A 26,872-nucleotide genomic window follows, 5' to 3' on the forward strand; every position below is an offset into this window, starting at 1 on the left:
CTACAGCATTAGTAGACTACGTTATTACTAAAAAATTCAAAGATTGAGAGAAGATAATGCACATTTTGGGCAAGATTATAGGTGCTGTTTTTGGCTTTTTTGTTTTAGGGCCAATCGGTGCGATTGTTGGTTTGTTTATCGGTCACCAATTTGATAAAGCGAGACAATATCAGAGCTTTACTTTTTCGACCGGTGGCGGTCGTAATTCAGCTGCGAATGCAGAAAAGCAAAATGCATTTTTTCATTCTGCTTTTTCCGTTATGGGGCATGTTGCCAAAGCAAAAGGGCAGGTGAGGGAAGAGGAGATTCGTCTAGCATCTATCATGATGGATAGGATGCAACTGAACGAAGAGCAGAGAAAAAACGCTCAGAATGCTTTTCGTGAGGGTAAGACGAGTGAGTTTCCCTTAGAAGATGAACTGAATAGACTTATGTCAGTGACAGGTGGCCGTCATGATTTGATTCAGTTTTTTCTCGAACTGCAAATCTCCGCAGCATTTGCTGATGGCGATCTTCATCCCAACGAAAGAGAAATATTACATAAGATAGCCGCTGCACTCGGTTTCTCCTCTGAACAACTAGAGAGACGGTTAAAAATGCAGGAAGCCGCATTCCGTTTCCAGCAAGGAGGAGGGTTTGCTGGAGGGCAGGGAAGCAGTCACTCTTCTGGTGGACAGCAGCAATCATGGCAGCATCAAACCAGCAGAAACCAGCTAGAAGACGCGTATAAAGTTTTAGATGTTGCAGAGGATGCTGATGGTAAGCAAGTCAAACGTGCGTATCGAAAATTAATGAACGAACACCATCCAGATAAATTGATGGCAAAAGGACTTCCCCCTGAAATGATGAACGTTGCTAAAGAAAAGTCTCAGGAAATACAACGAGCGTATGACTTGATAAAAAAAGAAAAGGGATTTAAATAATCATTACCAACCACATCTTCGGATGTGGTTTGTTATTAGGGAAAAGAAAAAGCCCAATCCTGAGATTGGGCTTTTCTGTATGGCTCCCCCTGCAAGACTTGAACTTGCGACATACGGATTAACAGTCCGCCGTTCTACCGACTGAACTAAGGGGGAATTGTAAATGGTGCCGACTATCGGAATCGAACTGATGACCTACTGATTACAAGTCAGTTGCTCTACCTACTGAGCTAAGTCGGCACACTTTATCTCTAAAGTGTACGAGTATTTCGAACACCAAAATTTGTGGTGCCCGGAGGCGGAATCGAACCACCGACACGGGGATTTTCAATCCCCTGCTCTACCGACTGAGCTATCCGGGCAACGGGGTGTATTAAAATGTTTTTCTTTAAATTCGTCAACAGTAAAATGCAAAAAAATTATCGTTTGTTGTTTTTCTGTACTTAATGAGCTGTTTTTACCCATTTAGACGTAAATATGTCTGCTTTTAAGACTTAATCCTGAGAGGGAGAACTGTTTTTATCTGAGTATCCAAGTCGGTATCCCTTTTGTAACAGGTTGGTTTTTTAATCATTTACATTAATGGCGATGAATTTATTTTGTTGGAGTAGGGGACTAAACAACGGATTGATGAGTTTTTCTATATCATGTTATAACGAGTCTAGAAGATGATAGAAAAGAAAAAAGCCCAATCCTGAGATTGGGCTTTTCTGTATGGCTCCCCCTGCAAGACTTGAACTTGCGACATACGGATTAACAGTCCGCCGTTCTACCGACTGAACTAAGGGGGAATAAATTGTGGTGCCCGGAGGCGGAATCGAACCACCGACACGGGGATTTTCAATCCCCTGCTCTACCGACTGAGCTATCCGGGCAAATAATTGGTGCCGACTATCGGAATCGAACTGATGACCTACTGATTACAAGTCAGTTGCTCTACCTACTGAGCTAAGTCGGCACACTTTATTCCTAAAGTGTACGAATGTTTCGAACACCAAAATTTGTGGTGCCCGGAGGCGGAATCGAACCACCGACACGGGGATTTTCAATCCCCTGCTCTACCGACTGAGCTATCCGGGCAACGGAGCGCTATTAAACGTATTTTCAGTCGCTACGTCAACTTGTTTTTATAAAAAAAATCAAAAACTAGTGTGATTGATGGCTTTTTCAACAAATGTTGAGTTCTGAGTTGCTAATTATGGATTTTATTGAAGTCGTCTTTGAATCGAGTGACTTTTTGCAAGTAGCGCCGTGACTCTGAACTGCGATGTTTATTCGTCAGTGCCCAGTAAACCTGATTGGGCTGCAGTGAATTAATATCACTAAACGCTCTTTGTTTGTTACGACTAAAGGTATATAGCACTCCTCCAGCACCTCCGTTATATGCTGAGATCATACTGTATTCAAGTGATAGGGGGTTTTTAATCTTATTGAGATACCGGTTCTTAAGTAAATAGAAGTATGCAGTCCCTGTATCGATATTATTCGTCGGATTGTATAGATATTCGGGAGAGGGCTGACCTGAACGATTTTTTACTAAACGAAAAACATCTTTCCCTGCTGTTTTGGGGACCACTTGCATCAGGCCATATGCATTGGCCCAGCTTACTGCATAAGGGTTAAAACTGCTCTCTGTTTTGATGATGGCATAAATTAGGTCTTCTGGAATGCCATATTTCTTAGAGGCTTTGCGAATAATATTGGCATACTGGTAACTACGAATCGCAATTTGATCTTTCACCATCGGTATTTGAACGTAGTACGATTTTTTAAAATCAACTTGTTTTACTTTTAGATGATGCTCAATCAAATAGTCAGCATAACGATTTGCCCGCCAAGACCACTGAATAGCTTTAGCGTCTTGATCCACTACCTGACGGTATAAAAACGGTTTTCCTTTAAGCTGGATATTCTTAGAGGAAAAAAGGTCGACGTGTTTGGGATCATCTGGGGTCAATAAGGTCGTTACGATCGCTTTTTTAAGATGGGCTAGAGGCTCAGTTGTCGATATCGTCTCAACTAATATTGTGCCTTTAGAAAAATTGACATCTGCTCGACTTGAATAATCATCAATGTATTTGACGTAATTGCTTTTCCCTGCAATTTTAATTTCATTTTCTCCCCACTTTTTAACAATGCGGCCAGTAAAGCTATTGATCAGCGCATCCAGTGCTGCTGTATCTTTTTGAAATTGACCGGGTAGGGGAGCCAAGTTTTTTGCGAAGCGATTTGTTGGCTCATAATCAACGTGATAGAGACCTTCAATGAATTCTCGGCTACAGCCTGCGAGAAGTAGGATCGTGATCGTTAGCGTCAGTATTTTTCTAAGCATGCGGTCCTAATCAAAAATCGCCTGGCGAGGGGGTCATCAGGCGATAATTTTATTCTTTTACTTTTCTGGAGGTGTATAACCGTCGATTTGTACATCTTTCCCTTCGAACAGAAAACTGACCATTTCTTGTTCTATCAGTTTTCGATGCTCAGGATCCATCATGTTCAATTTCTTTTCATTGATCAGCATGGTTTGTTTGTGTTGCCATTGTCCCCAAGCTTCTTTGGATATGTTATCAAAGATTCGTTTACCGAGTTCTCCCGGATAGAGCTGAAAGTCTAATCCTTCCGCTTCTTTATTTAGTCGAGCACAAAAAACTGTACGACTCATGATGACCTCTTATTGCTCTAGTTCGAAATGAAGGTTATCCAGCAGTTGTTTTACAGGTGCCGCCAGACCAACCTGATTTGGTTGGTTTAAGTTATACCAAAGACCTGCATTATCTTCCATGATGGAGTGAGGAATTTGTTTCAATTCGAACAATATCGGTGTGATATCGAGATGATAGTGACTGAATGTATGCCGAAAGGTGATCAATTGTTGTTTAGACTCTAGCTGGGATTGTGTTATTCCTAAACTGTCCATCAGGTTTAATATTTCGGATTCGTCATTAATTTGTGGAAAACAGTGCAGTCCCCCCCAAATTCCCTGAGATGGACGTAATTCAAGCCACACCTGATTATCCACAACGAAAATAACAAAGATGGTTGATTTTTCTGGCTTTTGCTTTTTCGGTTTTTTCCCTGGATAGTTTTCAGGCGTTCCCTGACGTAATCCAATACATTCATCACTTACGGGGCATAAAGAGCATTTGGGCTTGCTACGAGTACAAATCATCGCACCCATATCCATCATTGCCTGATTATATTTATCGACATCTGTATCTGGAGTGTTCTGCTCTGCAATCTCCCATAGTCGTTGTTCTACTTTCTTTTGTCCTGGCCAGCCATCGACAGCAAAGCATCTGGCAAGTGTTCTTTTGACATTACCATCTAAAATTGCATGAGGTTGTTTGTAAACAGAAGATAACACCGCTGCAGCAGTAGAGCGCCCAATGCCCGGTAACGCGTTGACTTCTTCCAGCGTTAGCGGAAATTGCCCTCCGTGTTGATTTGATATGATTTGTGCTGTTTTATGGAGGTTTCGGGCTCGAGCATAGTAACCAAGCCCGGTCCAATAATGGAGTACTTCATCCTGACTGGCATTTGCGAGAGCATTGATGTCAGGAAAACGCTCAAGAAAGCGTTCGAAGTAGGGAATGACGGTAGCGACCTGAGTCTGTTGGAGCATTATTTCTGATAGCCAGACACGATAAGCTGTTTTATTTTGCTGCCAGGGAAGGTTCTTACGACCAAATGCGTCGTACCATTGTAAAATTTTGCTAGCGAAAGGTGTCACGACTTGCTCTTTACTCTATTTTTAATAAGAGCAAAATTCCACCACAGTTTAGTGACGTTGTAAAACACACATTTTCTGTGGTTTTAAAGAAACTATTTTGTTGATCGTGACTATTTACACTTGCACGAAAATGAATTCTTTGGATAATCACAATCCCTTTGAGTCAGACTAAAAACTGGACAGGCAGACAAATGAGCGAAGTGACCACAAATGAATACACTGAAGACGGAAAAGTTGTACGAAAAATTCGTAGCTTCGTCCGTCGTGAAGGCCGTTTAACAAAAGGTCAGGAAGCGGCAATGAATGAGTGTTGGGAGTCTATGGGAATAGATTACCAGGCGCAGCAACTCAATTGGCAAGCAGTTTTTGGTAATGATAATCCGGTTGTTCTGGAAATAGGCTTTGGCATGGGAGCGTCCTTGGTTGAAATGGCAAGCAATGCTCCAGAGAAAAACTTTATTGGCATAGAGGTTCACTCTCCTGGTGTGGGAGCCTGCTTAGCGGCTGCCAGAGAAGCGGGTGTGACCAACTTACGTGTAATGTGTCATGACGCGGTTGAAGTATTTGAACATATGATTCCTGATTCAAGTCTTGCCACTTTGCAGTTGTTCTTTCCCGATCCATGGCATAAAAAACGCCATCATAAGCGCCGGATTGTCCAGTTAGAATTCGCAGAAATGGTACGTAGTAAACTCATTCCTAAGCAGGGTATTTTCCATATGGCGACAGATTGGGAAAATTACGCTGAGCATATGATTGAAATAATGGAACAAGCTCCTGGCTTTACTAATATTGCTGCTGAAGGGCATTATGTTCCACGACCAGATGACAGACCTCTAACCAAGTTCGAGCAACGTGGACACAGGCTGGGGCATGGTGTTTGGGATATTAAGTACATGCGTGTTGAATAGAAGAATGGGAGTCGAGAGACTCCCATTTTTTATTGATCTTCCTCAGGCATAAAAGCGGCCAGTAAATCGTTTAGGAATAGTTTTCCTTTTTCCGTGATTTGCCAAAAGTCCTCGCTTTCAATGAGATAGCCTTTCTCTTTAGCCCATTCAATCGTTGGTTGTATTACACTAATGGGTAATCCTGTTGTAGCTTCGAATTCGCTTTTGGGACAGGGTTCTATCAAGCGAAAACGATTCATAAAAAACTCAAACGGGCGATCCGCATCACCCACTAGCTGTTCACTATCAAGATACGGCTTTAACATATTCAGATAGCCTTTCGGGTGCTTAACTTTAGTGGTTCGAATAATCTTACCATCAGAAAAACTCACCTTGCCGTGTGCTCCACAGCCGATACCAAGGTAATCACCAAATCGCCAATAGTTCAGGTTATGTTCGCATTGAAAGCCCGGCTTACTGTAGCCGGAGATCTCATACTGAACATAGCCTGCATCTGTCAGTTTTTTATGGCCTTGACTGAATATATCCCAAAGATCATCATCATCAGGAAGCTGAGGCGGCTTTGAATAGAATAGCGTATTGGGTTCAATGGTTAGCTGATACCAAGAAAAATGTGGAGGTGCGAGCTCTATCGCTTTATCCAGATCTGAGAGGGCTTCATCAATGGTTTGGTCAGGTAATCCATGCATAAGGTCTAGATTGAAACTATTTAGATCAATTCGATGCGCTAAATTAGCTGCATTTATTGCCTCTTCTGGCCCGTGAATCCTACCAAGTTTGAGTAACTTATCCGCGGAAAAACTTTGAACACCAATTGAAATTCGGTTAACGCCTGCATGGCGATATTCAGCAAATCGCTCAGCTTCTATTGTGCCTGGATTGGCCTCCATGGTGATCTCGATATTCTCAGAAAACGTGATTCGTTTTTTGATCCCGTCAAGCAGTCTGCCAATACTCTCTGCACTGAACAAGCTTGGGGTGCCACCACCGATAAAGATGCTATGAAGTGGACGAGGAGACTTCTCCAACTGGTAGGCTTTAATATCCCGATCCAGATCGTCTAACAGAGCATCAATATAGATACTTTCCGGTATTTCTGACTTCAGTGCATGCGAGTTAAAATCACAGTATGGGCACTTTTGTACGCACCATGGAATGTGAACATACAAACTTAACTTAGGTGGTCTGAGCATCAAATCTGTTCTTTTAACTGATTAAAGAGAGTTTGAAGTGCCTTGCCCCGGTGAGATAGTTGCTTTTTCCTTGCTGGTTCGAGTTGAGCCGATGCACATTTCTCTTCTGGCACCCAGAATACAGGATCGTAGCCAAAGCCATTTTCGCCAATCTGAGTGGTTAATATCTGACCTTCCCATTTGCCGTGACATACGATCGGTGTCGGGTCGTCAGCATGTTTCATTAAAACGAGCACACAGTGAAAACGAGCCGTACGATCTTTTTCAGGAACATCTTTCATTGAAGCCAATAATTTATCGATATTGTCCTGATCACTCGCGTCTGACCCGGCGTAACGAGCAGAATATACCCCTGGCTGACCATCTATTGCATCAACTTCCAAACCTGAGTCATCGGCAATTGCAGGAAGACCCGTTTCTCGGGCGGCATGTCTTGCTTTAATGATGGCATTTTCTATAAAAGTTGTGCCCGTTTCGGCGACTTCTGAAACGTTAAACTCACTTTGTGCTTTAACATCAAATCCAAAATCAGACAGCAGATCGGCCATCTCTTTTACTTTACCCTGGTTTCCAGTGGCTAATACAAGTTGTTTCGTTTTCATTTGTTTGTGATCGTTATTTTGGAACATGGCGTAAGTATATCGTGTTCAGCTCCTGAGGATAATAAAAAAGCCATCATATTGATGGCTTAATTAGAATCAGCTTGTGATTTATCTAGAGTCCGAATTTAAAGTTGGTACCACACTGGACCGACAAAGTCGCCAATAAGGTAGTTGGCAAATTGCAGCAAGATAAATACAACTAATACACTTAAATCGATGCCACCTAAGTCTGGTAGAATTCGTCTCACTGGAGCTAAGAGAGGCTCAGTGATTTGAAAAAAGACATATTCGATAGAACTACGTCCCTGACTTACCCAACTTAGAATTGCTCGAATTAGGAGTACCCAGAAAATCATTGCGCCAGCTTGTTTAAGTAATGTCAGCAGACCAAGAATTAAAAAGTAAGCGCTAAAACCCAGTGAGCCGCCTGTTGCAGTGAGAACCAAAATGGTAAATTTCAGTACGCAAAGAACGTAAGCAAATAGAATCGTTGCGACATCAATACTGCCTATTGATGGAATAATACGTCTTAGCGGACCGACAACAGGCTGAGTCGCTTTTACAATAAACTGAGAGAATGGATTGTAAAAATCAGCGCGTGCAGCCTGAAGCCAAACACGCATTAAAACGACCATGATGTATAGGTCAAATACGGTTGAGATTAAAAAACTCACTGAATTCATATAGGATCCTTTTTGATCAGTATCGATCGAATTTTAAAATAATTTTTCCATCTCTTCTGCTCGTGCCACGGCAGATTGGATTGATTTCGAGACGATTTCTTTAAGAGAATGTTCATTAAATGTAGCAAGCGCTGCTGCGGTTGTACCGCCTTTTGAGGTCACGCGCTCACGTAACGTGCCTATATCCAAATCGGGATTGTTCACCACCATTTCAGCTGCGCCGAGAGCCGTTTGTTGAACCAGTGTGCGTGCCGTTTTTTCATCAAAGCCCTGATTGAGAGCTTCTAGCTGCATCGCTTCCATAAATAAGAAGAAGTAGGCAGGACCACTTCCAGAAATACCCGTCACACTGTTTATTCCAGACTCATCTTCGGTCCAGCAAATGTCTCCTACAGATTTGAGCAACTGCTCCGCATATTCTTTGTCTTTTGTCGTCGTCGCTGAGTTGGCATATAGTCCACTCATACCTTTACCTAGTAAAGACGGAGTATTCGGCATCACTCTTACAATTCCGGAGTCTGCTTTAAGTAAGCTGGCAATACGATCACAGGTTACTCCAGCCGCAATCGATACAACCAATTTATCAGAAAAATCGACTTCGGATAGAAGAGTACAGACATCAGCCATGATCTGAGGCTTTACTGATAAAACGACCACATCTGCTTGTTTAGCTGCGTTAATATTATCTTGCGTAATTTGAATATCGTATTTGCTTTTTAGGTACTCTAAACGCTCTAATCCACGGTTAGCTGCAATGATAGCCCCTTTATCGTAGCCACTTTTGACCATACCCGAAAAGATAGCCTCAGCCATATTTCCTGCGCCGATAAATGCGATCGTTTTTTGTTCCATTACTGTTATTCCTTTCGTTACGATACTCAAATAATGTTATTGTTTATTACTATAATCTCTGGCACCAAAGATTGCGGTACCAATTCTTACAATGGTACTTCCTGCTTCTATGGCTGCTTGCATATCTCCGGTCATTCCCATTGATAGAGTATCAATGTCGGGGTATTTGGCAGACAGTTTCTCTTTTAAAATCGATAACTGCTTGAATGCCTTCAGTTGAGATGCATAATCGTCAACGTTTGCAGGAATAGACATCAATCCTCTTAAAGTGAGGTTGGGAAGGGTGGAAATCAACTCTGCGAGCTCAAATAGTTGTGCCTCATCCGTTCCTGATTTTGATTCTTCACCGCTGGTATTGATTTGGATAAGTACCTGCAGGGGCGGCATATTATCTGGGCGTTGTTCACTGAGTCTGCGTGCGATTTTTTCTCTATCAACGGTATGAACCCAAGCGAAGTGCTCCGCGACCAAGCGAGATTTATTCGATTGGATTGGGCCAATAAAATGCCACTCTAATGCCGTATCTGGAAAGTTATTAAGGAAGTAATTTACTTTATCAACGCCTTCCTGAACGTAGTTTTCTCCAAACATACGTTGTCCTGATTCTATTGCTTCAACGATAGCCTCTACAGGTTTGGTTTTACTCACTGCAAGTAGATGTACAGAATTACGAGGACGTTGGCATTTTTCTTCCATGATTCGAATCGAAGAAATGATATCTTGAATATTCTCTTTAACTGCTGTCATAACAATCACTTATATTATTCAGTAACTTTATGGGCATAACACTTGAAACTCTGTTGACTTCGGCTGTGAAGAACAATGCTTCTGATTTACACCTTTCTGCCAATTGTTGTCCTATGGTACGTATTGACGGGCAACTTAGGAAGCTTGAATTTCCTGAAATCAGTAAGGATGAAGTAAAAACACTGCTTTTTTCACTTTTAAGTGCCGAACAGCAGGAACGCCTCGATAAAGAAAAAGATATCGATTTTGCTTGTTCTTTTGCGGGAATTGGGCGATTCAGAGTTAACTGTTTTACTCAAGTTAGAGGACTTTCCGCTGTCTTTCGTACGATTTCAGATTCAGTCCCCGAGTCGAGTGACTTGAATATCCCTGATGTCGTGTTGTCTTTGGCCAGTTCATCTCAAGGATTGTTGCTCGTTACTGGCCCAACAGGCAGTGGTAAATCAACAACTCTGGCTTCGTTAATCGATCGTATCAATCGTGAGCAGAATAAGCATATCGTCACAATTGAGGATCCCATTGAATTTACGCATAAGTCTCATCACTGTTTAGTTCATCAGCGAGAAATTGGTAGCGATGCCATTAGCTTTGAGCGGGCTCTTAAAGCGGTGCTACGGGAAGACCCTGATATCATCATGATTGGTGAGTTAAGAGATTTACAAACAATGAGGCTTGCTCTAACAGCCGCTGAAACTGGGCATCTCGTGTTAGCTTCGTTACATACACAAAGTGCGGCCCGAACCGTTGACCGGATTGTAGACGTGTTTCCTGCCGAAGAGCAGGGGAGAGTTAAGTCTCAGCTCGCAGATACATTACTGGGTGTGATATCACAACGATTACTACGTTTGTCCGGTGGTGGGCGGATAGGCTGCTTTGAAACGATGGTCACAACGCCTGCTATTTCTAACTTGATTCGAGAAGGTCGAACAGTTCAGATTGAGTCTGCTATTCAGTCGGGAAGACAAATGGGGATGCAGACTCTCTCTCAGGCAGAAGAAATACTAAGACTCAGTGGGATACAATTAATTAATGACGAGATGCCCTCATGATTAACCCCATTGTGCTTCAAACCAGCTTTCAAGAATTACGACGGCAGACTGGCAGTCAATATTTCCTTTTTTTAACGCTTTGAATCCACCGTGAGTAAACAACTCTGCTCGGGCTTCTGTGGTTGAAAGACGTTCATCATGCAGTTCGACTTCAATTCCGAATCGCCCGTGTAAACGATTAGCAAACTTTTTCGCTTTTGGTGTGATGGTTTCTAAGGCTTTCCCGTGTAGATCCATCGGGAGACCCACTACGATCAAGTTAGGCTGCCATTCCTTAATTTGCCTTTCGATATCATCCCAATTTGGAATTCCATCTGTTGCTTTAAAGGCTTTTAGAGGTGATGCTGTTCCTGTAATTTCTTGGCCTATTGCGCTACCGATACTTTTTGTACCAAAATCAAATGCCATAATTGTACGTGACATAGAGTGCTCTTAGTTGTTAGCCGTGACCAGCCATAGATGAAAGCTGCGAAGGTTCAATTCCCAGCTTTTGAATTGATTTGCTCCACTTTTCGTGGATTGGAGTATCGAAGATAATAGACGTATCAGCCTCGACAGTTAACCATGAGTTTTCTGCCAATTCAGTTTCTAGTTGACCCGCTGACCAACCAGAATATCCGAGCGCAACAAGATAGTTATCCGGTTCGGCAGAGGTACCCAATACCGATAAAATATCCTTTGACGTCGTGACAGTAAGGTCGTCGGTCATAGACAGACTTGATTCATAATGATCGTGTGGACGATGAAGAACAAATCCTCGATCTTCTGAAACAGGCCCGCCATTATAAACGGGCTTATTCAGACTATCTTCTTTTTGTTGAGGATAGAGAGGATCAATATCAACCTGTTTCAGCATACCTCCAACAGTAACGTCGATGGGAGCATTAATCATGATTCCCATTGCACCTTCTTCGTTGTGTTCGCAAATATAAATAACGCCATTTTTGAAGTAAGAGTCTGCCATACTTGGCATTGCGATAAGGAAGTGATTCGTCAGGTTCATAGCGTCCTCTTTTAAACTTATAAAGACAGAGCTTTTACATGACGCTCGATCGCATCCATTAGCTTACCAGTAATGGATATATCAAACGTCGCCTCTATCTCTCTGACACACGTAGGACTGGTAACATTAATTTCAGTTAGCTTATCACCAATGACATCAAGCCCCACAAAAATCAGCCCTTTTTCTTTCAATGTTGGAGCAACAGCTTCCGCGATTTTACGGTCCGTTTCACTGATGGGGCGAGCTTCTCCCCGTCCGCCTGCTGCAAGGTTACCACGTGTTTCGCCTTTTGCAGGGATTCGCGCAAGACAGTAAGGCATAGGTTCGCCATCAACAACCAAGATACGCTTATCACCATTACTGATATCAGGAACGAATGTTTGCGCCATACAGTAATTTTGACCATTGTTAGTTAGTGTTTCTATGATAACCGACACATTTGGATCATCTTGCTTCACGCGGAAGATAGAGGTTCCCCCCATACCATCAAGCGGTTTCAAAATGACATCACCATGTTGCTCGCGAAATGCTTTAATTTTATCAGCTTTACGAGTCACGATGGTGGTCGGTGTGAGATCGGCAAACCAGGCGGTAAATAACTTTTCGTTACAGTCGCGCAAGCTTTGTGGTTTGTTCACGATCAGTGCGCCTTCCTCTTCAGCTCTTTCAAGGATATAAGTAGCATAGATGTATTCAGTATCGAACGGTGGATCTTTGCGCATTAAGATCGCATCTAGCTCACTCAATTTGATCGATTGTTCGGATTGGATATCAAACCAGTGATCTGGATCTTCCTGAAGAGTTACAATCTTTGTGTCGGCTAATGCAACACCTTGTTCGAGATGGAGATCCTGCATCTGCATATAGTGGATTTCGTATCCACGTCGCTGTGCCTCAAGCATCATTGCAAATGTGGTGTCTTTCTTTATTTTAATGGACTCAATTGGGTCCATTACTACGCCTATTTTTAACATATCTTCTCCCGTTAACCTAAGTCACCGAAGCGAACCTGAAGCGCTGTAATAGCGGTCAGAGCGGCTGTCTCGGTTCTCAGGACTCTTGGACCCAATAGTATCTCATCGAAGTGATACTCTTCGGTCATAATGATTTCTTCTTCGGATAAGCCGCCTTCCGGACCAATAAGTAATCTAACGTTATTCACTGGCTCTGGAAGGGTATTTATCGAGTATTTGGCTCGTGGATGAAGATTCAGTTTTAGGGCATCCGTTTCTTCTTCACACCATTCTTTGAGTGTCATTATCGGCCTAATTTGCGGAATAATATTACGTCCACACTGTTCACAGGCTGAAATCGCAATTTTCTGCCACTGAGCGAGCTTTTTCTCAAAACGTTTTTCATCCAGTTTTACGCCGCATCGTTCAGAAAGCAGTGGAGTAATCGTATTTACACCCAGCTCAACCGATTTTTGGATGGTAAATTCCATCTTGTCGCCACGTGAGATAACTTGTCCTAAATGTAAGTTGAGAGGTGATTCAATACTATTCTGCTCGGAATGATTAATCTCAACCTGAACATTTTTCTTTGTGATTTCTATAATGGTGGCTAAAAACTCGTATCCAGATCCGTCAAACAAACTAACCTGTTGACCTTGTTGCATTCTCAGCACCCGTGCGATGTGTCCGGCCGCATCGTCAGACAGTTGGATGTTTTTCATATCTCCAATCAATGTTGGATGAAATAAGCGGGGAATGCGCATGATAATTCTCTGGATGGTAATAACAATAACTAGCCATAAGATGGGCATTTAGTGGTTAAATTGCAAGAGCAGAAAAGAATAAGTTATCGATTATTCATCTTTAATCCATTGCAGCTGGCATTTACAGTGACGGCAAGAATAGAGGGCTTTCCCTCTTTGAATATTGTTGTGTCGCCGAATTGATAGTTGATGTGTGGTGCAATTACAGCGATACGAAAACACTTTTCCGGCGACAGAGCTTACGTCAAATTGATGAGTTGTTTTTGCTGCAACCCCTAAAACTTGTTCCATAATATATTGCCATTCTCTACCGTGAGGCTTTACTCGTCCGTAATAAAAATAAGCCACAAGGTGAGCTAATTCGTGAGGGATAACATCATCAATAAAGGCCTGATGATTTTCTGCAAATAAAACCGGGTTGAGTCGAATCTCATTTAATTGCAGGTATGCTTTTCCGGCACTTTTTCCGCGTAACTTAAAGTTAATATCCGGACACGGCATGGATTTAGGAAAATGATTATTAATGATTTTTAGCCACTGATTTAATGCTTGCGTGGCTGTAATCAAAAGCGTTTCTTGATTCATACGCCTGTGTGGTTCAGAGTTTAAATGCTAAGGTTACCAGAAAAGAAAACCCCTGCAGAGCAGGGGTTTAAATAAATAGGAAGTACTTAATTTTTTACTTTAGACCAGCAAAGTCACGTAGAATTGAAGCTTTGTCGGTTGCTTCCCAAGGAAACTCTTCACGGCCAAAGTGCCCGTAGGCTGCTGTTTTCTTGTAGATTGGACGCAGTAGATTCAGCATTTCTTGGAGGCCGTATGGACGTAAATCAAAGTGCTGTCTTACCGCTTCAATGATGATTTCCTGAGCTACTTTCTCTGTGCCAAATGTTTCGACCATGATAGATGTTGGATCGGCAACACCGATTGCGTAAGAAAGCTGAATTTCGCAACGATCTGCAAGCCCTGCTGCAACAATATTTTTTGCAACATAACGTGCAGCGTAGGCTGCTGAACGGTCTACTTTTGATGGATCTTTACCAGAGAATGCACCACCACCATGACGAGCTGCACCACCGTAAGTATCTACGATGATTTTACGGCCAGTTAGACCACAGTCACCCATTGGTCCACCAATAACAAAGCGGCCTGTTGGGTTAATGAAGTATTTAGTTTCTTTGGTTAGCCATTCTGATGGTAGAACTGGCTTAATGATTTCTTCCATAACAGCTTCACGAAGGTCTGCTGTCGAAATAGAATCTGCATGCTGAGTTGATAGTACAACTGCATCGATGCCGACAATCTTGCCTTCATCATATTGGAAAGTAACTTGTGATTTCGCATCTGGGCGCAACCAAGGAAGTGTGCCGTTTTTACGAACTTCAGCTTGACGTTGAACCAGACGGTGTGAGTATGTGATTGGGGCAGGCATGAAGACTTCTGTTTCATTCGTCGCATAACCAAACATGATTCCTTGGTCACCAGCACCTTGTTCTTTAGGGTCTGACTTGTCTACACCCTGATTGATATCAGGAGACTGTTTACCAATGGTATTTAAGATTGCACATGAGTCAGCATCAAAGCCCATCTCAGAACCCGTGTAGCCAATTTCACGCACTGTATCACGAGTAAGCTGCTCGATATCTACCCAAGCTGAAGTGGTAACTTCACCACCAACCATGACCATACCTGTTTTAACATACGTCTCACACGCAACACGTGCTTTCGGGTCTTGCTCAAGGATCGCGTCTAAAACCGCATCAGAGATTTGGTCTGCAATTTTATCAGGATGTCCTTCAGACACCGATTCAGAAGTAAACAGATGCTTAGCCATAATTGCTCCACTTAAGTTACAAGCAAGAGCCTGTATCTCTTGCTTTAATAATACGTACACACATAGGTGTTTTTACATCTAGACGTCTATTCTAGTTTTTGACAACCGAAATACAAGCGTTTTTTGACATAAATTAAATTTTGAACAATTACTTCAATTATTCATTGACATAACATTAACAAAGTTAATGATTTCGCTCGGGATAAAGCCCACGAAATTGCTGTCTCAGAGTAGTAATCGTTTGCACAGCGATAAGCCCTTTGCGACAATACGCGCAGTTTTTTCCAACCAAACTCTTATATGACTTTAGGAGCTCAAATGTCATCTGACAAACGTCTAGCAAATGCAATACGCGCACTAAGCATGGATGGTGTGCAGAAAGCAAATTCAGGCCACCCTGGTGCACCAATGGGAATGGCAGATATTGCTGAAGTACTTTGGCGTTCACACTTGAATCACAACCCTGCTAACCCTAACTGGGCTGATCGCGACCGTTTCGTTCTATCTAACGGTCATGGTTCAATGCTGCTTTATTCTTTGCTGCATCTTTCTGGCTATGATCTTTCAATCGACGATTTAAAGAACTTCCGTCAGTTGCATTCAAAAACACCTGGTCACCCAGAGTATGGTTATACCGCTGGTGTTGAGACGACAACAGGTCCTTTGGGCCAAGGCATCACAAATGCTATCGGTATGGCACTGGCTGAAAAATCGTTGGCTGCTCAATTCAACCGTGAAGGGCATGATGTTGTTGATCACTACACATATGCGTTTTTAGGTGATGGTTGCTTGATGGAAGGTATCTCTCATGAAGCGTGCTCACTTGCTGGTACTTTGGGACTTGGTAAGCTGATTGCGTTTTGGGATGATAATGGTATCTCTATCGATGGTCATGTGGAAGGTTGGTTTACTGACGATACGCCAAAACGCTTTGAGGCGTATGGTTGGCAAGTGATTCCTGCTGTTGATGGACATGACTCAGATGCTATCAACAAAGCGATTGAAGATGCGAAAGCCGATCCGACTCGTCCTACCCTTATTTGTACGAAAACCATTATTGGTTTTGGTTCACCAAACAAAGCTGGCTCACATGAAAGTCATGGCGCGCCTCTAGGCGCTGAAGAGATTCAGGCTGCAAGAGAGTTTCTTGGTTGGGAATACGGACCATTTGAAATCCCTCAAGATATCTATGCTGCGTGGAATGCGAAAGAGGCGGGTCAGGCAAAAGAAGCGGATTGGAATGCAAAATTTGCGGCTTATGAAGCTGCTTATCCTGAACTGGCGGCTGAATTTAAGCGTCGTGTTGCGGGTGAGCTTCCAGCTGATTGGGCAGAAAAATCATCAGCGATTATTGCTGAGCTTCAAGCAAATCCTGCCAATATAGCGTCTCGCAAAGCCTCGCAAAATGCGTTGGAAGCGTTTGGTAAGTTACTACCTGAATTCATGGGCGGTTCTGCTGACTTAGCGCCATCTAACCTGACGATGTGGTCTGGTTCTAAATCACTGACAGCCGAGGATGCCTCTGGTAACTATATCCACTACGGTGTGCGTGAATTTGCCATGACGGCAATTATTAACGGTATCGCTCTTCATGGTGGTTTTGTTCCTTACGGCGCAACTTTCTTAATGTTTATGGAATATGCACGCAATGCAATGCGCATGGCTGCATTGATGAAGATCCAAAACATTCAGGTTTACACTCATGATTCGATTGGTCTGGGTGAAGACGGTCCGACACACCAACCAGTTGAACAGATGGCTTCATTGCGTGTTACGCCTAACATGAGTACATGGCGCCCATGCGATCAGGTTGAATCAGCCGCTGCCTGGAAGTTTGCGATTGAGCGTAAAGACGGCCCTACAGCAATGGTTTTCTCTCGTCAGAATCTTGCTCAACAGGAACGTAATGAGGAACAATTAGCAAATATTACCAAAGGTGCTTACGTCCTTAAAGATTGTGCTGGAACGCCTGACTTAATATTGATTGCAACAGGATCTGAAGTTGAGCTTGCCGTTAATGCTGCTGCGGAATTGACGGCACAGGGTAAACTGGTACGAGTTGTTTCAATGCCTTCAACGGATGTATTTGATAAGCAGGATAATGCTTACAAAGAATCGGTTCTACCGGCGTCGGTTACCGCTCGTATTGCTATTGAAGCGGGTATCGCTGATTACTGGTACAAATATGTTGGTTTTGGTGGCAAAGTCATCGGCATGACCAGTTTCGGTGAATCAGCTCCTGCGGGTGAACTGTTTAAACTGTTTGGTTTCACTGTTGAAAATGTTGTGAAAACTGCAAACGACATACTTGCGTAATTCTTCTAGGATTAAGCTGTTTAAGTTTAAAGGCCGATCAAAGATCGGCCTTTGTCATTTTTAACCAATGTGTAGGACGATGCTCTTTAATCTTATGTAAGAACGCGGTGACTTTCTGCGGCTGGCGACCCTGAGGCGTGTAAGCGCAGATTTCCAAAGGTTGAGTATACCAACCTGGTAAACACGAAATCAGTTGAGATGGATGAGCTTGATTAAACTTCGCTACCATGCCGACGGGCATGAGACCGATACCTCTGCCTTTGACTATGGCATCGAGCTGAAGAACGGAGTTATCACTTTTTAAACGGCTTATGGGTCTTTCGAAGTAAAATGATTCTTCATTTGGGTGCATCAACCAATGGCCATTTTGTCCAGTCTCAGCGAAGTCCACCCAGCGGTGATCTTTCAAATCTCTGGGATGGTCTAGTTCTGGGTTGTTCGCAATGTATTGTGGTGATGCATACACGCTGCAGTACCAATGACCAAGCGTCTCCTTCCGCCATTTTAATCCGTCTATTCTGCCAATCCATAAAATGAGGTCTGGTTGTACGTCAGAGGCATTTTCGTGATATTGGCTGACCAATCGAATCGAGACATCTGGATTCTCTTCAAGAAATTCATCAATCATTTGACTGAGCCAGCCTCGAATCAGTCCGTTGTTTGCAACGATAAAAAGCTCACCCGATACACGATTATTGAGATGTTGTAATGCAAACGCATTTTCGTCCGACAGCGTCATTAATTTTTCACAATATTCGAAAAATATTTCCCCGGCTTTCGTGATAACTAATTTGTTGCCCTGCCTGGTTACCAGACTATGTCCAACATCATTTTCTAGTTGAGTAATTCTGCGACTCAAGGTGGATTTAGGTTGATTAAGGTATTTTGCGGCAGAGGTTAAACTTTGATGTTTGTATAAAGCATGAAACGCTCTAATGCTAACCAGATCCTGCACCGTGTCCTCCTATAGATGTTCCAAATATGGAACGAGCAATTCCTTGTTTTTACCTATGCAAGGAAATTCTTTTATGAATAATACGTATGAAATTAATAATTATTATCATTTAGGATTTTTGCTATGTCTACTCATTTTGCAATCAAGGCACCTAAATTGTCATTCTTATCTGTTGCCGTGCTGTCTTCTTTCTCAACATTTGCCGCTGCTACACCGGATCAAACTGACGATACTGTTGTGGTTACTGCATCTGGTTATGATCAGTCACTTAAAAATGCATCAGCGAGCGTTTCGGTGGTAACACGTGAGCAACTTGAATCGAAATATTATCGCGACATTACGGATGTTCTATCGGATGTCCCTGGGGTTATCATCACTGGTGGTGGCGATAAAACAGATATTTCGATTAGAGGTATGGGTTCTAGTTATACATTGATTCTGGTCGATGGTAAGCCAATATCTACTAGAGCTACTCGACCAAACAGTGATAATTCAGGTATTGAGTCGGCATGGCTTCCACCTCTTGAAGCCATTGAGCGCATTGAAGTCATTAAAGGACCGATGTCTACATTATACGGTTCTGATGCAATGGGAGGGGTGATAAACATTATTACTCGCAGAGCAACAGAAGATTGGACCGGCAGTATTCAGTTAGGTACCGTTTACCAAGAAAACCGCAACTCCGGTGATGAACAAAGCGTTAACTTTTATGTTACAGGACCTATTTCGGATAAGGCGACTCTGCAAATTTATGGGCAGAATCAGCAAAGAGATGAAGATAATATTACCAATGGTTACTCTGATAAAAGCTTGCAAAGTATTGGCTCAAAGCTCAATTATCAGGTCAATGATGATCATGAAATCATTGTCGATGCGTCAGTCAATAAGCAGGAACGACGTTCTAATGCAGATAAGTCTTACGATGCTAGTGGGACATACGCATCCGGGACTTATTCTGAAAATAAATACCAGCGAACCAGTGCGTCATTGGAGCATAAGGGGCGTTGGAATATTGGTCAGTCAGATACGTTTCTTCAATATGAATATACGAAAAACCCATCGCGTTCAATAAATCTGCAAAACACCGATTTTAAATCAACAATGGTGATCCCTTTTGAGGTTCATACCCTTTCATTTGGTATGCAGGGAGAATATGAAAAGATCCATGATGAGACGACAAACACTGGAGGAGATCTAACCAAGCTTTCTAAATATTCTGCCGCATTATTTGCAGAAGACGAATGGCGAGTGTTTGATGATATCTCTGTTATCGGTGGTATTCGTTATGACTATGATGAAAATTATGGGTCGCACTTCAGCCCTCGTTTGTATTCTGTCTGGAATATTAATGAGGCATGGACGCTCAAAGGTGGTGTCTCAACAGGATTTAAGGCTCCGAGTCTAAAACAGTCTAATGCTGATTGGGTCTCTGTCAGTCATGGTGGTGACCGATACGGAAATCCAGACTTAGAGCCAGAGACTTCTGTGACTGAAGAAATTAGCTTAGCTTACCAAAATGAACAAGGGCTAAAAGCGTCATTAGGATTATTTAATAATGACTTCAATGACATGATTTCGACAGAAACGTGTACGGCTTCAACATGTGATACCTTAACGAATCAGTGGAGTAGCACTAATAAACGGTATGTAAACATTGATGAGGCGGTAACTCGTGGTGTTGAAGCTTCCATCGATACACCATTGACAGAAACGTTGGATTTTAAAGTAAGTTATACCTACACATATACCAAACAAAAAACGGGTGATAGTGCGGGTGAACCATTGAATAATTTCCCTGAGCATTTAGCCTCTGCAAACCTTGACTGGCAGGCAACAGATAAATTGATGAGCTGGGCAAAAGTAACCTACCACGGTGAAGAGGCGACAGATACTGGTGACGATATCGTTCCGTCTTATACCTTTGTCGATACTGGCGTTACTTACGACTTAGCTGATAACGTCAAGCTAAAAGCAGCCGTTTATAACTTACTGGATAAAGACATAGACTACGATACGTATGGTTATGTTGAAGATGGTCGTCGTTACTGGTTAGGTATGGACATCAATTTTTAAGTAATCTAATTGATTGAAAATTAAGGCTCTGTTTACCAACAGGGCCTTTTTTATATGGAAAAATTTACCTGTAAGGTTTGTATTTATTACCGCAGCTTTGACTGAATGCTTACCGCGGTATGACTAAGTTACTGATTGTATTTGCTTTAATTACTTGGCATGGAATTGGCACTAATTCTCAGACACATGAAAAATCGATTAGGAGATTATAATGAATAAGAGATTAACGAAACCAGTTGCTATGATGTTACTTACGACAGCAATGGCATTCGGCCTAACCGCGTGTAGTGATGACAATACAACAGCAGAAGATGTTGGTGAACAGATTGATCAAACCGTCACAGATACCGGTAACGCGATAGAAGACAAATGTGAAGATGTGAAAGAAGAAGCAGGTGCAGAAGATACTGACTGCTAAACATCATGCAGAGTCATTTGTATGCTCCCACAGATGTGGGAGCGCTATCAATGATAGGGTGGTATCTTTATGTTTCCTTTTAAGTATTATTTTTTTTCAGGCCTCGCATTCGCATTTCTCGCACTAATTTCCCCGTTTATTTTTCTACAGTTTTTATTTTTATGGACTTCAGCCTCGTTACTTGTGGTTGCTTGGGCATACTACGGAAACCATGGCCGTATATTCCGTAAGTCTGAGAACGGTCGAATTCCTATTGCGATCAGAGCTTTTTTTATTCCCTTTCTTGTTGGTGTCCACATTTACAATTACGTCGTGCGTAAACAAAACCCGAATCCTGCTATTCAGGAAATAGAATCAGGCATCTTTGTTGCTTCGAGATTACTTCCTTCCGATGTCGATAATCTTAAAGAAATGAAAGTCGACGCAGTGCTTGATGTGACGGCAGAATTTGATGGTTTGAATATGACACTGTTAGGCAGTGATGTGTCCTATCTGAATGTACCCGTTCTTGATCATTCTTACCCAGATCCGAAATCATTACATGAAGCCGTTGAATGGGCGATCCAAGAGAGACAGCAGGGGAAATCTGTTGTTATCCATTGTGCCTTAGGAAAAGGGAGGTCGGTTTTAGTTTTGTGTTGTTATCTTATATCTCAGCACCCAGAGCTAGAACCAGATGAAGTCATTGAAAAAGTTCAAAGTATTCGAACTATTGCTCGGCTCAATCATGCCCAGTACCGAGCCTATTTACAATACGCGGAGTCGATACGTTCAGATGACAAGACAGTATCGACCTCTGAGCAGAAAAAACCTTCACTTTGGATTATTGCTAATCCCGTATCTGGTGGTGGTAAATGGGAAGAAAGTAAACCGCTAGTGATGCACAACCTCGAGCCCTTTTATACCGTAAGCATTCGAGAAACGACACCAGACGTAACCGCCAAGTCTTTGGCACAGGAAGCGTTAGACAATGAAGCTCATGTTGTGGTCGCTGCAGGTGGTGATGGAACGGTAAATGAGGTTGCCAGTATTCTCAAGGGTTCAAAGAGTATTCTTGCGATCCTTCCTCTCGGTACCGCAAATTCGTTAGCTCATGCATTATTGGGCGTGCGGTCTAAGGTATTTCCTATCGATACAGCGTGCGATGCAATCACACATGGTGAGCTGACAAAAATGGATACAGCGTTATGCAATGAGGAATTTGCCATCATGGTTGTTGCCATCGGTTTCGAACAACAAATGATAGAACATGCGAGTCGTGAAGCAAAAAATGATAAGGGGCAGTTAGCTTATCTGGAAGGGCTTTTTAACGCTGTGTCAGATGGGGATGTTATGCATCTCAATGTGACTTTTGATCATGATAACGTCAGACAGATTGATACGGGTAGTTTTGTCATTGCTAATGCGGCGCCGTTCTCGACGTTATTGGCACAAGGGAATGGGCAGCCTGATAGTCGAGATGGTTTATTCGATATCACTTGGTTAGATCCTGATGCGAATGGTGGTAATAACCTACTATCTCTGTCTGAGCTGTTACGGGCCAAATATGACAATAACCTGAAGTCTGTTAAGCATCATCAAGCAAGTCATATTGAGTTGGAAGATAAAGATGGCGAAAAAATAAGTTATGTTTTGGATGGAGAGTTGCGAGAAGCGGATAAATTAGACATGGTTTTAGAGCCAGCATCACTGAGAATACTGACTCTCGGAACAAAGAACAATTAAATTTTCTTTTCTTCGTATTTGTCTAATTTGTTGTAGAGGGTTTTTACACTGATCCCTAAGTCTTCTGCCGTATCTGTTTTGTTGCCATCATTTTCCTTAAGTGTGTTAATGATGGCCGCCTTTTCTATCTGTTCGAGAGGCACTTTCGCCGGAATAGCCTCGGATAGAGAACCGTGTGAAGGTGTTGCTCCAAAAGGAAGGTCAAATAAGAGATGTTCTGGCTCTATAACACTATCGGAAAGAATATAGGCTCTTTCGATACAGTGCTTTAATTCACGAACATTACCTGGCCAGTTATGCTCGCCGATCTTTTGTAACGCAGAATCCGAAATAGATTTCTTAAAGTTTTCATGTGTGTTTCGGAAGGCGAGAAAATGTTTTGCGAGGCCAATTATATCACCTTCACGCTCTCTTAATGGTGGAACATGAATCGGAAATTGAGCTAAGCGGAAGTATAAATCTTCCCTGAAAATATTTTCTTCGATTGCTTGAAACGGGTCTCTGTTCGTTGCAGCTACAATTCGAACGTCTGCTTTATAAGTTTTCTGACTACCTATAGGTCGATACTCTTGACTTTCCAACGCCCTGAGTAACTTAACTTGGTGTTCGATGGGCATCTCTGTTATTTCGTCAAGGAACAATGTACCCCCTTCGGCTTGCTTAAATACGCCGTCATGTGCTTTATGGGCACCTGTAAACGAGCCTTTCTCGTGACCAAAAAGCTCACTATCAACCAATTCAGGACTAATAGCACCACAGTTAATGGCGATAAAAGGATGATCAGAACGATCACTTGCAAGATGTATTGTGTTGGCAACCAACTCTTTACCAGCACCACTTTCGCCGATAATTAAGACGTTAGCTTTCGTACGGGCAACTCGTCGAAGAGTTCGGTAAACCTCATGCATGATGAGTGAGGAACCCACTAAAAGACCAAATTGATCCAATTCACTGGTTGTAGGGCTTAGTTTACCTATCTTCGTATCTCGGTGAAAAAAGGCTATATCCTCAAGTGCTTGATTAATCAATTCAAAATTAATTGGCTCTCGGAATAGAAATACGCTTCCTGACTTCACCAGTTCATCACAATGAGTATTAAGCTGCCCCGAGCTTAAAAGAATTAGATCGAAGTTACCGGAATTACATAGTTCATTTAGTCGTTCAGCTTCGGACCTAGATAAATTATCCGCTTCAAGAATAGCTGCACTGGCACTGCTATTTTCAAGTTCCTCTAGCCAATCTGGATACCCATCTAATTCAGCTAACGAAAAATCTGAAAGGGCTGAACAGCTTCTTATTTCAGTAAAAAATTTTTGTTTTGTTACACGAAAAGACAATTGTGGTAGCGGCATTTCGGGTATTCCTCTTAAGGGATTAGATCTCACTGTATGTAAACATTCCCATGACTACAAGCAAGTTAATTCATTCTAACCAACAATTAACTTGGGGATAATTGAAAAGTTGGTACGAAGGTTGAAAGGTAACTATACAACGAATCACTACATAGGAGAACTAATTATGTGTAGTACCAATGGTTTACGTCTGGATAGGGAAGATATTCATAATATCCGATATATCATTGCGTGGTTAGAGCACAGTAAAAAAGAAACAGAACTAAATCGGCCCTATCTCAATGATGAGAATATTCAACATAAGGTAACACGCCTTGTTGAGTTAAAAAGCAAGGCAAGTCAAGAGCTTAAGAGTTGTGTTAAGAATCCGCAGCCTCTGTATTTATCTGTTGAAGAAGATAAAAATAAGGCCGATTGTGTTGTACAAACTAAGCCTCAGCAGGTTCTGGAGAAAGAATACCACTCAATAAAAATGGCTAAGAGTGCGTTATCAAATATCCGCTCTACGATAGTAAAACAAAGGATTTCTTACTGGTTGGCAGCATGGCAGATTCAGGTTGATGAGTGCTGTCATACCCATTACGAAGGGATCTGAAAAATTTACGAATAATCGGTAACTTTTTCACGAGATAGACTCACATGCATGAATGCAAACACAAGCGTAGCGGGAGAAATAAAGTTGGCATGCCTATCGCATTATCGATAAAGAGCCACAAAGAGGAGATTTCTAAATGAGTATTTCTAAACCAATTACCTTAGCTGCACTTTTAACAACTCTTATGAGTTTTCAGGCTGCTGCGAAAACAAACGCGGATTGGAAAGACACTGCGAAAGACGCGTGGATCGATGGTAAAGCTGAAGCAACTTTATTGTTTGATAAAAACCTCAATAGCTTTGATATCAACACCGATGTTGACAACGGCGTTATTCTGCTTACGGGTAAAGTCGATAACAATGTCGATAAAAGTTTAGCAGGTGAGCTACTTAAGAATATCGACGGTGTGAAGAAAGTCGACAACCGGTTAACCGTAGTCAACAGCGACGATGATAGCTCCCTCAATCAAACGCTTGTTGACTCTAAGGTAGCTACAGTCGTGAAGTCATCGTTATTGCTCGAACCTGAGGTCAACGGCACAGATATTAATGTTGATGTTGATGATGGTGTTGTAACACTTAAAGGTACGGCTGAGTCCGCATCAATGAAAGATTTGGCAATCACCATAGCCAAAAATACTTCTGATGTGAAAAACGTTGTCGATAACATCGAGGTCGTAACACAGTAATAATTTTTCATTGTTACTGTCTTTTCTACGCAACATTAAGAGGAGGCGCTTCGCCTCCTCTATGCTTTTCAACCCATACCATCCCATTACGCTAGCAACGTTTTCTTTATGATCGATTTGCTTTTGTTGGCGTAGCGAGACACCGGTTATGTACTTTCAATTAGAAAAGGAGATAACACATGTCGACCATCACCCATAGTATTCATAGCACGAAGGCACGTCAGGGATTTACTCCATTTGTCATCGCGGCTTTTACCTTTATGGTTGCAATGATGGGCACCACGTTACCCACGCCTATTTATACGATTTACGAGAGTCAGTTAAGTATTTCTTCCCCTATGGTCACCGTCATTTTTGCTGTGTATGCAGCCGGAGTGATTGGCGCTCTCCTATTGACCGGGAATTGGTCAGATCAAATCGGTCGAAAACCGATTCTTCTAGCAGGATTAGCCTTCGCCGTATTAAGTGACATCATTTTTATGTTTGCACAAGGGTTACCGCTGATTCTTGTCGGTAGGGTACTATCTGGTATTTCTGCTGGTTTATTTGCCAGTACCGCGACGGCAGCCATAATGGATTTAGTACCTAAAGGGTATGAACGAATCGGAGTGCTAACTGGTACCGCAGTCAATATGGGTGGGCTGGGACTCGGTCCTATCTTAGCTGGAGCGATAGCAGTTGAACTACCAAATCCTATGGTCACACCTTATCTACTTCACTTGGTACTTGTCGTTATAGCCGTAGCTGGTTTTTTATTTATTCCTGAAACTGTGAAGCGCAGTCCATCACCTTCGTTTTTACCGCAAAAACCCGCATTGCCCACGCAGGTTAGAGCTGTGTTTTTACCTGCCTCAATTTCTGCCTTGGCTGGGTTTATGGTGACGGGTTTTTACTCTGCGGTTGTCCCCAATTTCCTCTCTCAATATTTAGGATACAAAGGCGATTTTCTTATCGGCTTTGTTGCTGGTTTTCTTTTTCTTTGTTCAACGCTAGGACAGATATTTGTAGAACATTTACCTGAAAAAAGACGAATGCACATTGGGTGTATTGTACTAGGTATTGGTGTCGCCATTATTACTGTAAGTATGGTTATGGAAAGTCTGACTATTTTAATGGTTGGTACTGCAGTAGCTGGGGTAGGGCATGGTTTTGCATTTAAAGCTGGGGTTAGCGCCGTCGGGGCAGCAGCACCTGAGGAAAGTAAAGCGGCTAGTATAGCGTCATACTTTATCGTTTGTTACGGCGCAATTTCTATTCCAGTGATTGTTCTGGGAGGCTTAACGCTACTATTTTCACTGAAGACAGTTAGTATCTATTTCTCGGTGATTTCCGCCATTTTATGTTTATTGGCGTTCGTTATATTGATGTACATGGAACGGGAAAAGAATCTTTAGATATTGTGATAAATGCAAGATGAAGATGCTTGAGCAACCTACGATGTCTTGATTATGCAAAACAAAATTGCACAGTCTGTTGATGCGTTTTAAGTGGGCTTGATGTAGTATT

The 26,872-nt window shown here is 42.3% G+C and carries 26 protein-coding genes and 7 tRNA genes; 10 read left to right on the forward strand and 23 right to left on the reverse strand.

Features of this window, described 5'->3' with window-relative positions; all coding sequences use genetic code 11:
* Positions 1–56 precede the first annotated feature (56 nt).
* Complete coding sequence (gene djlA, locus EES38_RS10925; RefSeq protein ID WP_124937248.1) at positions 57–923, forward strand: co-chaperone DjlA; 867 nt, start codon at positions 57–59, stop codon at positions 921–923.
* Between the two features lie 80 nt (positions 924–1,003).
* Here the strand turns inward: djlA and EES38_RS10930 are convergent.
* From EES38_RS10930 to mutY, 10 genes are all read right to left on the reverse strand, one after another.
* Positions 1,004–1,079, reverse strand: a tRNA-Asn gene (locus EES38_RS10930).
* A gap of 8 nt (positions 1,080–1,087) precedes the next feature.
* Positions 1,088–1,163, reverse strand: a tRNA-Thr gene (locus tag EES38_RS10935).
* 46 nt (positions 1,164–1,209) lie between these two features.
* Positions 1,210–1,285, reverse strand: a tRNA-Phe gene (locus EES38_RS10940).
* A gap of 353 nt (positions 1,286–1,638) precedes the next feature.
* Positions 1,639–1,714 (reverse strand) — tRNA-Asn (locus EES38_RS10945).
* Between the two features lie 8 nt (positions 1,715–1,722).
* Positions 1,723–1,798, reverse strand: a tRNA-Phe gene (locus EES38_RS10950).
* A gap of 7 nt (positions 1,799–1,805) precedes the next feature.
* Positions 1,806–1,881 (reverse strand) — tRNA-Thr (locus EES38_RS10955).
* Between the two features lie 46 nt (positions 1,882–1,927).
* Positions 1,928–2,003, reverse strand: a tRNA-Phe gene (locus tag EES38_RS10960).
* A 112-nt stretch (positions 2,004–2,115) separates the two neighbouring features.
* On the reverse strand, positions 2,116–3,255 hold the full coding sequence (gene mltC, locus EES38_RS10965) for a membrane-bound lytic murein transglycosylase MltC (RefSeq protein ID WP_124937249.1): 1,140 nt from the start codon (positions 3,253–3,255) through the stop codon (positions 2,116–2,118).
* A 57-nt stretch (positions 3,256–3,312) separates the two neighbouring features.
* Positions 3,313–3,585 (reverse strand): oxidative damage protection protein, encoded by a 273-nt coding sequence (locus tag EES38_RS10970; protein ID WP_124937250.1) that lies wholly within the window; start codon positions 3,583–3,585, stop codon positions 3,313–3,315.
* A gap of 9 nt (positions 3,586–3,594) precedes the next feature.
* Complete coding sequence (gene mutY, locus EES38_RS10975; RefSeq protein WP_124937251.1) at positions 3,595–4,653, reverse strand: A/G-specific adenine glycosylase; 1,059 nt, start codon at positions 4,651–4,653, stop codon at positions 3,595–3,597.
* 191 nt (positions 4,654–4,844) lie between these two features.
* On the opposite strand from mutY, the gene trmB reads away from it, so the two are divergent.
* Positions 4,845–5,564, forward strand: coding sequence for a tRNA (guanosine(46)-N7)-methyltransferase TrmB (gene trmB / locus EES38_RS10980; RefSeq protein ID WP_124937252.1), 720 nt, complete (start codon positions 4,845–4,847; stop codon positions 5,562–5,564).
* Between the two features lie 29 nt (positions 5,565–5,593).
* Here the strand turns inward: trmB and hemW are convergent, their stop codons facing one another.
* The 5 genes from hemW to EES38_RS11005 form a co-directional block, all read right to left on the reverse strand.
* Positions 5,594–6,757 (reverse strand): radical SAM family heme chaperone HemW, encoded by a 1,164-nt coding sequence (hemW, locus tag EES38_RS10985; RefSeq protein WP_124937253.1) that lies wholly within the window; start codon positions 6,755–6,757, stop codon positions 5,594–5,596.
* Entirely contained in the window at positions 6,757–7,359 is a 603-nt protein-coding gene (locus tag EES38_RS10990) for an XTP/dITP diphosphatase (RefSeq protein WP_124937254.1), read from the reverse strand. The genes hemW and EES38_RS10990 overlap by 1 nt, the downstream gene beginning before the upstream one ends.
* Before the next feature lie 125 nt (positions 7,360–7,484).
* The gene (locus EES38_RS10995) at positions 7,485–8,042 is read right to left on the reverse strand and encodes a YggT family protein (RefSeq protein WP_124937255.1); all 558 of its coding nucleotides are present in this window, start codon (positions 8,040–8,042) and stop codon (positions 7,485–7,487) included.
* Between the two features lie 33 nt (positions 8,043–8,075).
* Positions 8,076–8,894 carry a pyrroline-5-carboxylate reductase gene (proC, locus tag EES38_RS11000; RefSeq protein ID WP_124937256.1) on the reverse strand — a complete coding sequence of 273 codons (819 nt, stop codon included), beginning with the start codon at positions 8,892–8,894 and terminating at the stop codon, positions 8,076–8,078.
* Between the two features lie 36 nt (positions 8,895–8,930).
* Positions 8,931–9,641 (reverse strand): YggS family pyridoxal phosphate-dependent enzyme, encoded by a 711-nt coding sequence (locus EES38_RS11005; RefSeq protein ID WP_124937257.1) that lies wholly within the window; start codon positions 9,639–9,641, stop codon positions 8,931–8,933.
* 35 nt (positions 9,642–9,676) lie between these two features.
* Here EES38_RS11005 and EES38_RS11010 point away from each other — a divergent pair, with 35 nt between their 5' ends.
* Entirely contained in the window at positions 9,677–10,690 is a 1,014-nt protein-coding gene (locus tag EES38_RS11010) for a type IV pilus twitching motility protein PilT (RefSeq protein WP_439333253.1), read from the forward strand.
* On the opposite strand, the gene ruvX is transcribed toward EES38_RS11010, so the two are convergent.
* The 6 genes from ruvX to metK all read right to left on the reverse strand — a co-directional run bounded on the left by ruvX (position 10,691) and on the right by metK (position 15,244).
* A complete protein-coding gene (gene ruvX / locus EES38_RS11015) occupies positions 10,691–11,113 on the reverse strand; it encodes a Holliday junction resolvase RuvX (RefSeq protein WP_124937259.1) in 423 nt (140 codons plus the stop codon).
* 16 nt (positions 11,114–11,129) lie between these two features.
* A complete protein-coding gene (locus tag EES38_RS11020; protein ID WP_124937260.1) occupies positions 11,130–11,693 on the reverse strand; it encodes a YqgE/AlgH family protein in 564 nt (187 codons plus the stop codon).
* 17 nt (positions 11,694–11,710) lie between these two features.
* Complete coding sequence (gene gshB / locus EES38_RS11025; protein WP_124937261.1) at positions 11,711–12,667, reverse strand: glutathione synthase; 957 nt, start codon at positions 12,665–12,667, stop codon at positions 11,711–11,713.
* An 11-nt stretch (positions 12,668–12,678) separates the two neighbouring features.
* Positions 12,679–13,410, reverse strand: a complete 732-nt coding sequence (rsmE, locus tag EES38_RS11030; protein WP_124937262.1) for a 16S rRNA (uracil(1498)-N(3))-methyltransferase — start codon at positions 13,408–13,410, stop codon at positions 12,679–12,681.
* 90 nt (positions 13,411–13,500) lie between these two features.
* Entirely contained in the window at positions 13,501–13,995 is a 495-nt protein-coding gene (locus EES38_RS11035; RefSeq protein ID WP_124937263.1) for a SprT family zinc-dependent metalloprotease, read from the reverse strand.
* A gap of 94 nt (positions 13,996–14,089) precedes the next feature.
* A complete protein-coding gene (metK, locus tag EES38_RS11040; RefSeq protein WP_124937264.1) occupies positions 14,090–15,244 on the reverse strand; it encodes a methionine adenosyltransferase in 1,155 nt (384 codons plus the stop codon).
* 318 nt (positions 15,245–15,562) lie between these two features.
* Here metK and tkt point away from each other — a divergent pair, with 318 nt between their 5' ends.
* A complete protein-coding gene (tkt, locus tag EES38_RS11045) occupies positions 15,563–17,560 on the forward strand; it encodes a transketolase (RefSeq protein ID WP_166434250.1) in 1,998 nt (665 codons plus the stop codon).
* A 37-nt stretch (positions 17,561–17,597) separates the two neighbouring features.
* Here the strand turns inward: tkt and EES38_RS11050 are convergent, their stop codons facing one another.
* Complete coding sequence (locus EES38_RS11050; RefSeq protein ID WP_124937266.1) at positions 17,598–18,515, reverse strand: LysR family transcriptional regulator; 918 nt, start codon at positions 18,513–18,515, stop codon at positions 17,598–17,600.
* Positions 18,516–18,638: 123 nt separating this feature from the next.
* Between EES38_RS11050 and EES38_RS11055 the strand changes: the two genes are divergently transcribed.
* The 3 genes from EES38_RS11055 to EES38_RS11065 all read left to right on the forward strand — a co-directional run bounded on the left by EES38_RS11055 (position 18,639) and on the right by EES38_RS11065 (position 22,731).
* Positions 18,639–20,588, forward strand: coding sequence for a TonB-dependent receptor domain-containing protein (locus tag EES38_RS11055; protein WP_124937267.1), 1,950 nt, complete (start codon positions 18,639–18,641; stop codon positions 20,586–20,588).
* Positions 20,589–20,799: 211 nt separating this feature from the next.
* Positions 20,800–21,006: a hypothetical protein gene (locus EES38_RS11060; RefSeq protein ID WP_124937268.1), complete on the forward strand. Its 207-nt coding sequence runs from the start codon at positions 20,800–20,802 to the stop codon at positions 21,004–21,006.
* Between the two features lie 69 nt (positions 21,007–21,075).
* Positions 21,076–22,731, forward strand: coding sequence for a diacylglycerol kinase family protein (locus EES38_RS11065; RefSeq protein ID WP_124937269.1), 1,656 nt, complete (start codon positions 21,076–21,078; stop codon positions 22,729–22,731).
* On the opposite strand, the gene EES38_RS11070 is transcribed toward EES38_RS11065, so the two are convergent.
* Positions 22,728–24,083 carry a sigma-54 interaction domain-containing protein gene (locus EES38_RS11070; RefSeq protein WP_124937270.1) on the reverse strand — a complete coding sequence of 452 codons (1,356 nt, stop codon included), beginning with the start codon at positions 24,081–24,083 and terminating at the stop codon, positions 22,728–22,730. The two genes, EES38_RS11065 and EES38_RS11070, sit on opposite strands and share 4 nt — an antisense overlap.
* Positions 24,084–24,249: 166 nt before the next feature.
* Here EES38_RS11070 and EES38_RS11075 point away from each other — a divergent pair, with 166 nt between their 5' ends.
* The 3 genes from EES38_RS11075 (at position 24,250) to EES38_RS11085 (ending at position 26,760) form a co-directional block, all read left to right on the forward strand.
* Entirely contained in the window at positions 24,250–24,678 is a 429-nt protein-coding gene (locus EES38_RS11075) for a hypothetical protein (protein WP_124937271.1), read from the forward strand.
* A gap of 136 nt (positions 24,679–24,814) precedes the next feature.
* Positions 24,815–25,366 (forward strand): BON domain-containing protein, encoded by a 552-nt coding sequence (locus EES38_RS11080; RefSeq protein WP_208020433.1) that lies wholly within the window; start codon positions 24,815–24,817, stop codon positions 25,364–25,366.
* 179 nt (positions 25,367–25,545) lie between these two features.
* Positions 25,546–26,760 carry an MFS transporter gene (locus EES38_RS11085; protein WP_124937272.1) on the forward strand — a complete coding sequence of 405 codons (1,215 nt, stop codon included), beginning with the start codon at positions 25,546–25,548 and terminating at the stop codon, positions 26,758–26,760.
* Positions 26,761–26,872: the final 112 nt, after the last annotated feature.

The sequence above is a fragment of the Vibrio viridaestus genome (assembly GCF_003856525.1).
GTDB lineage: Bacteria > Pseudomonadota > Gammaproteobacteria > Enterobacterales > Vibrionaceae > Vibrio > Vibrio viridaestus.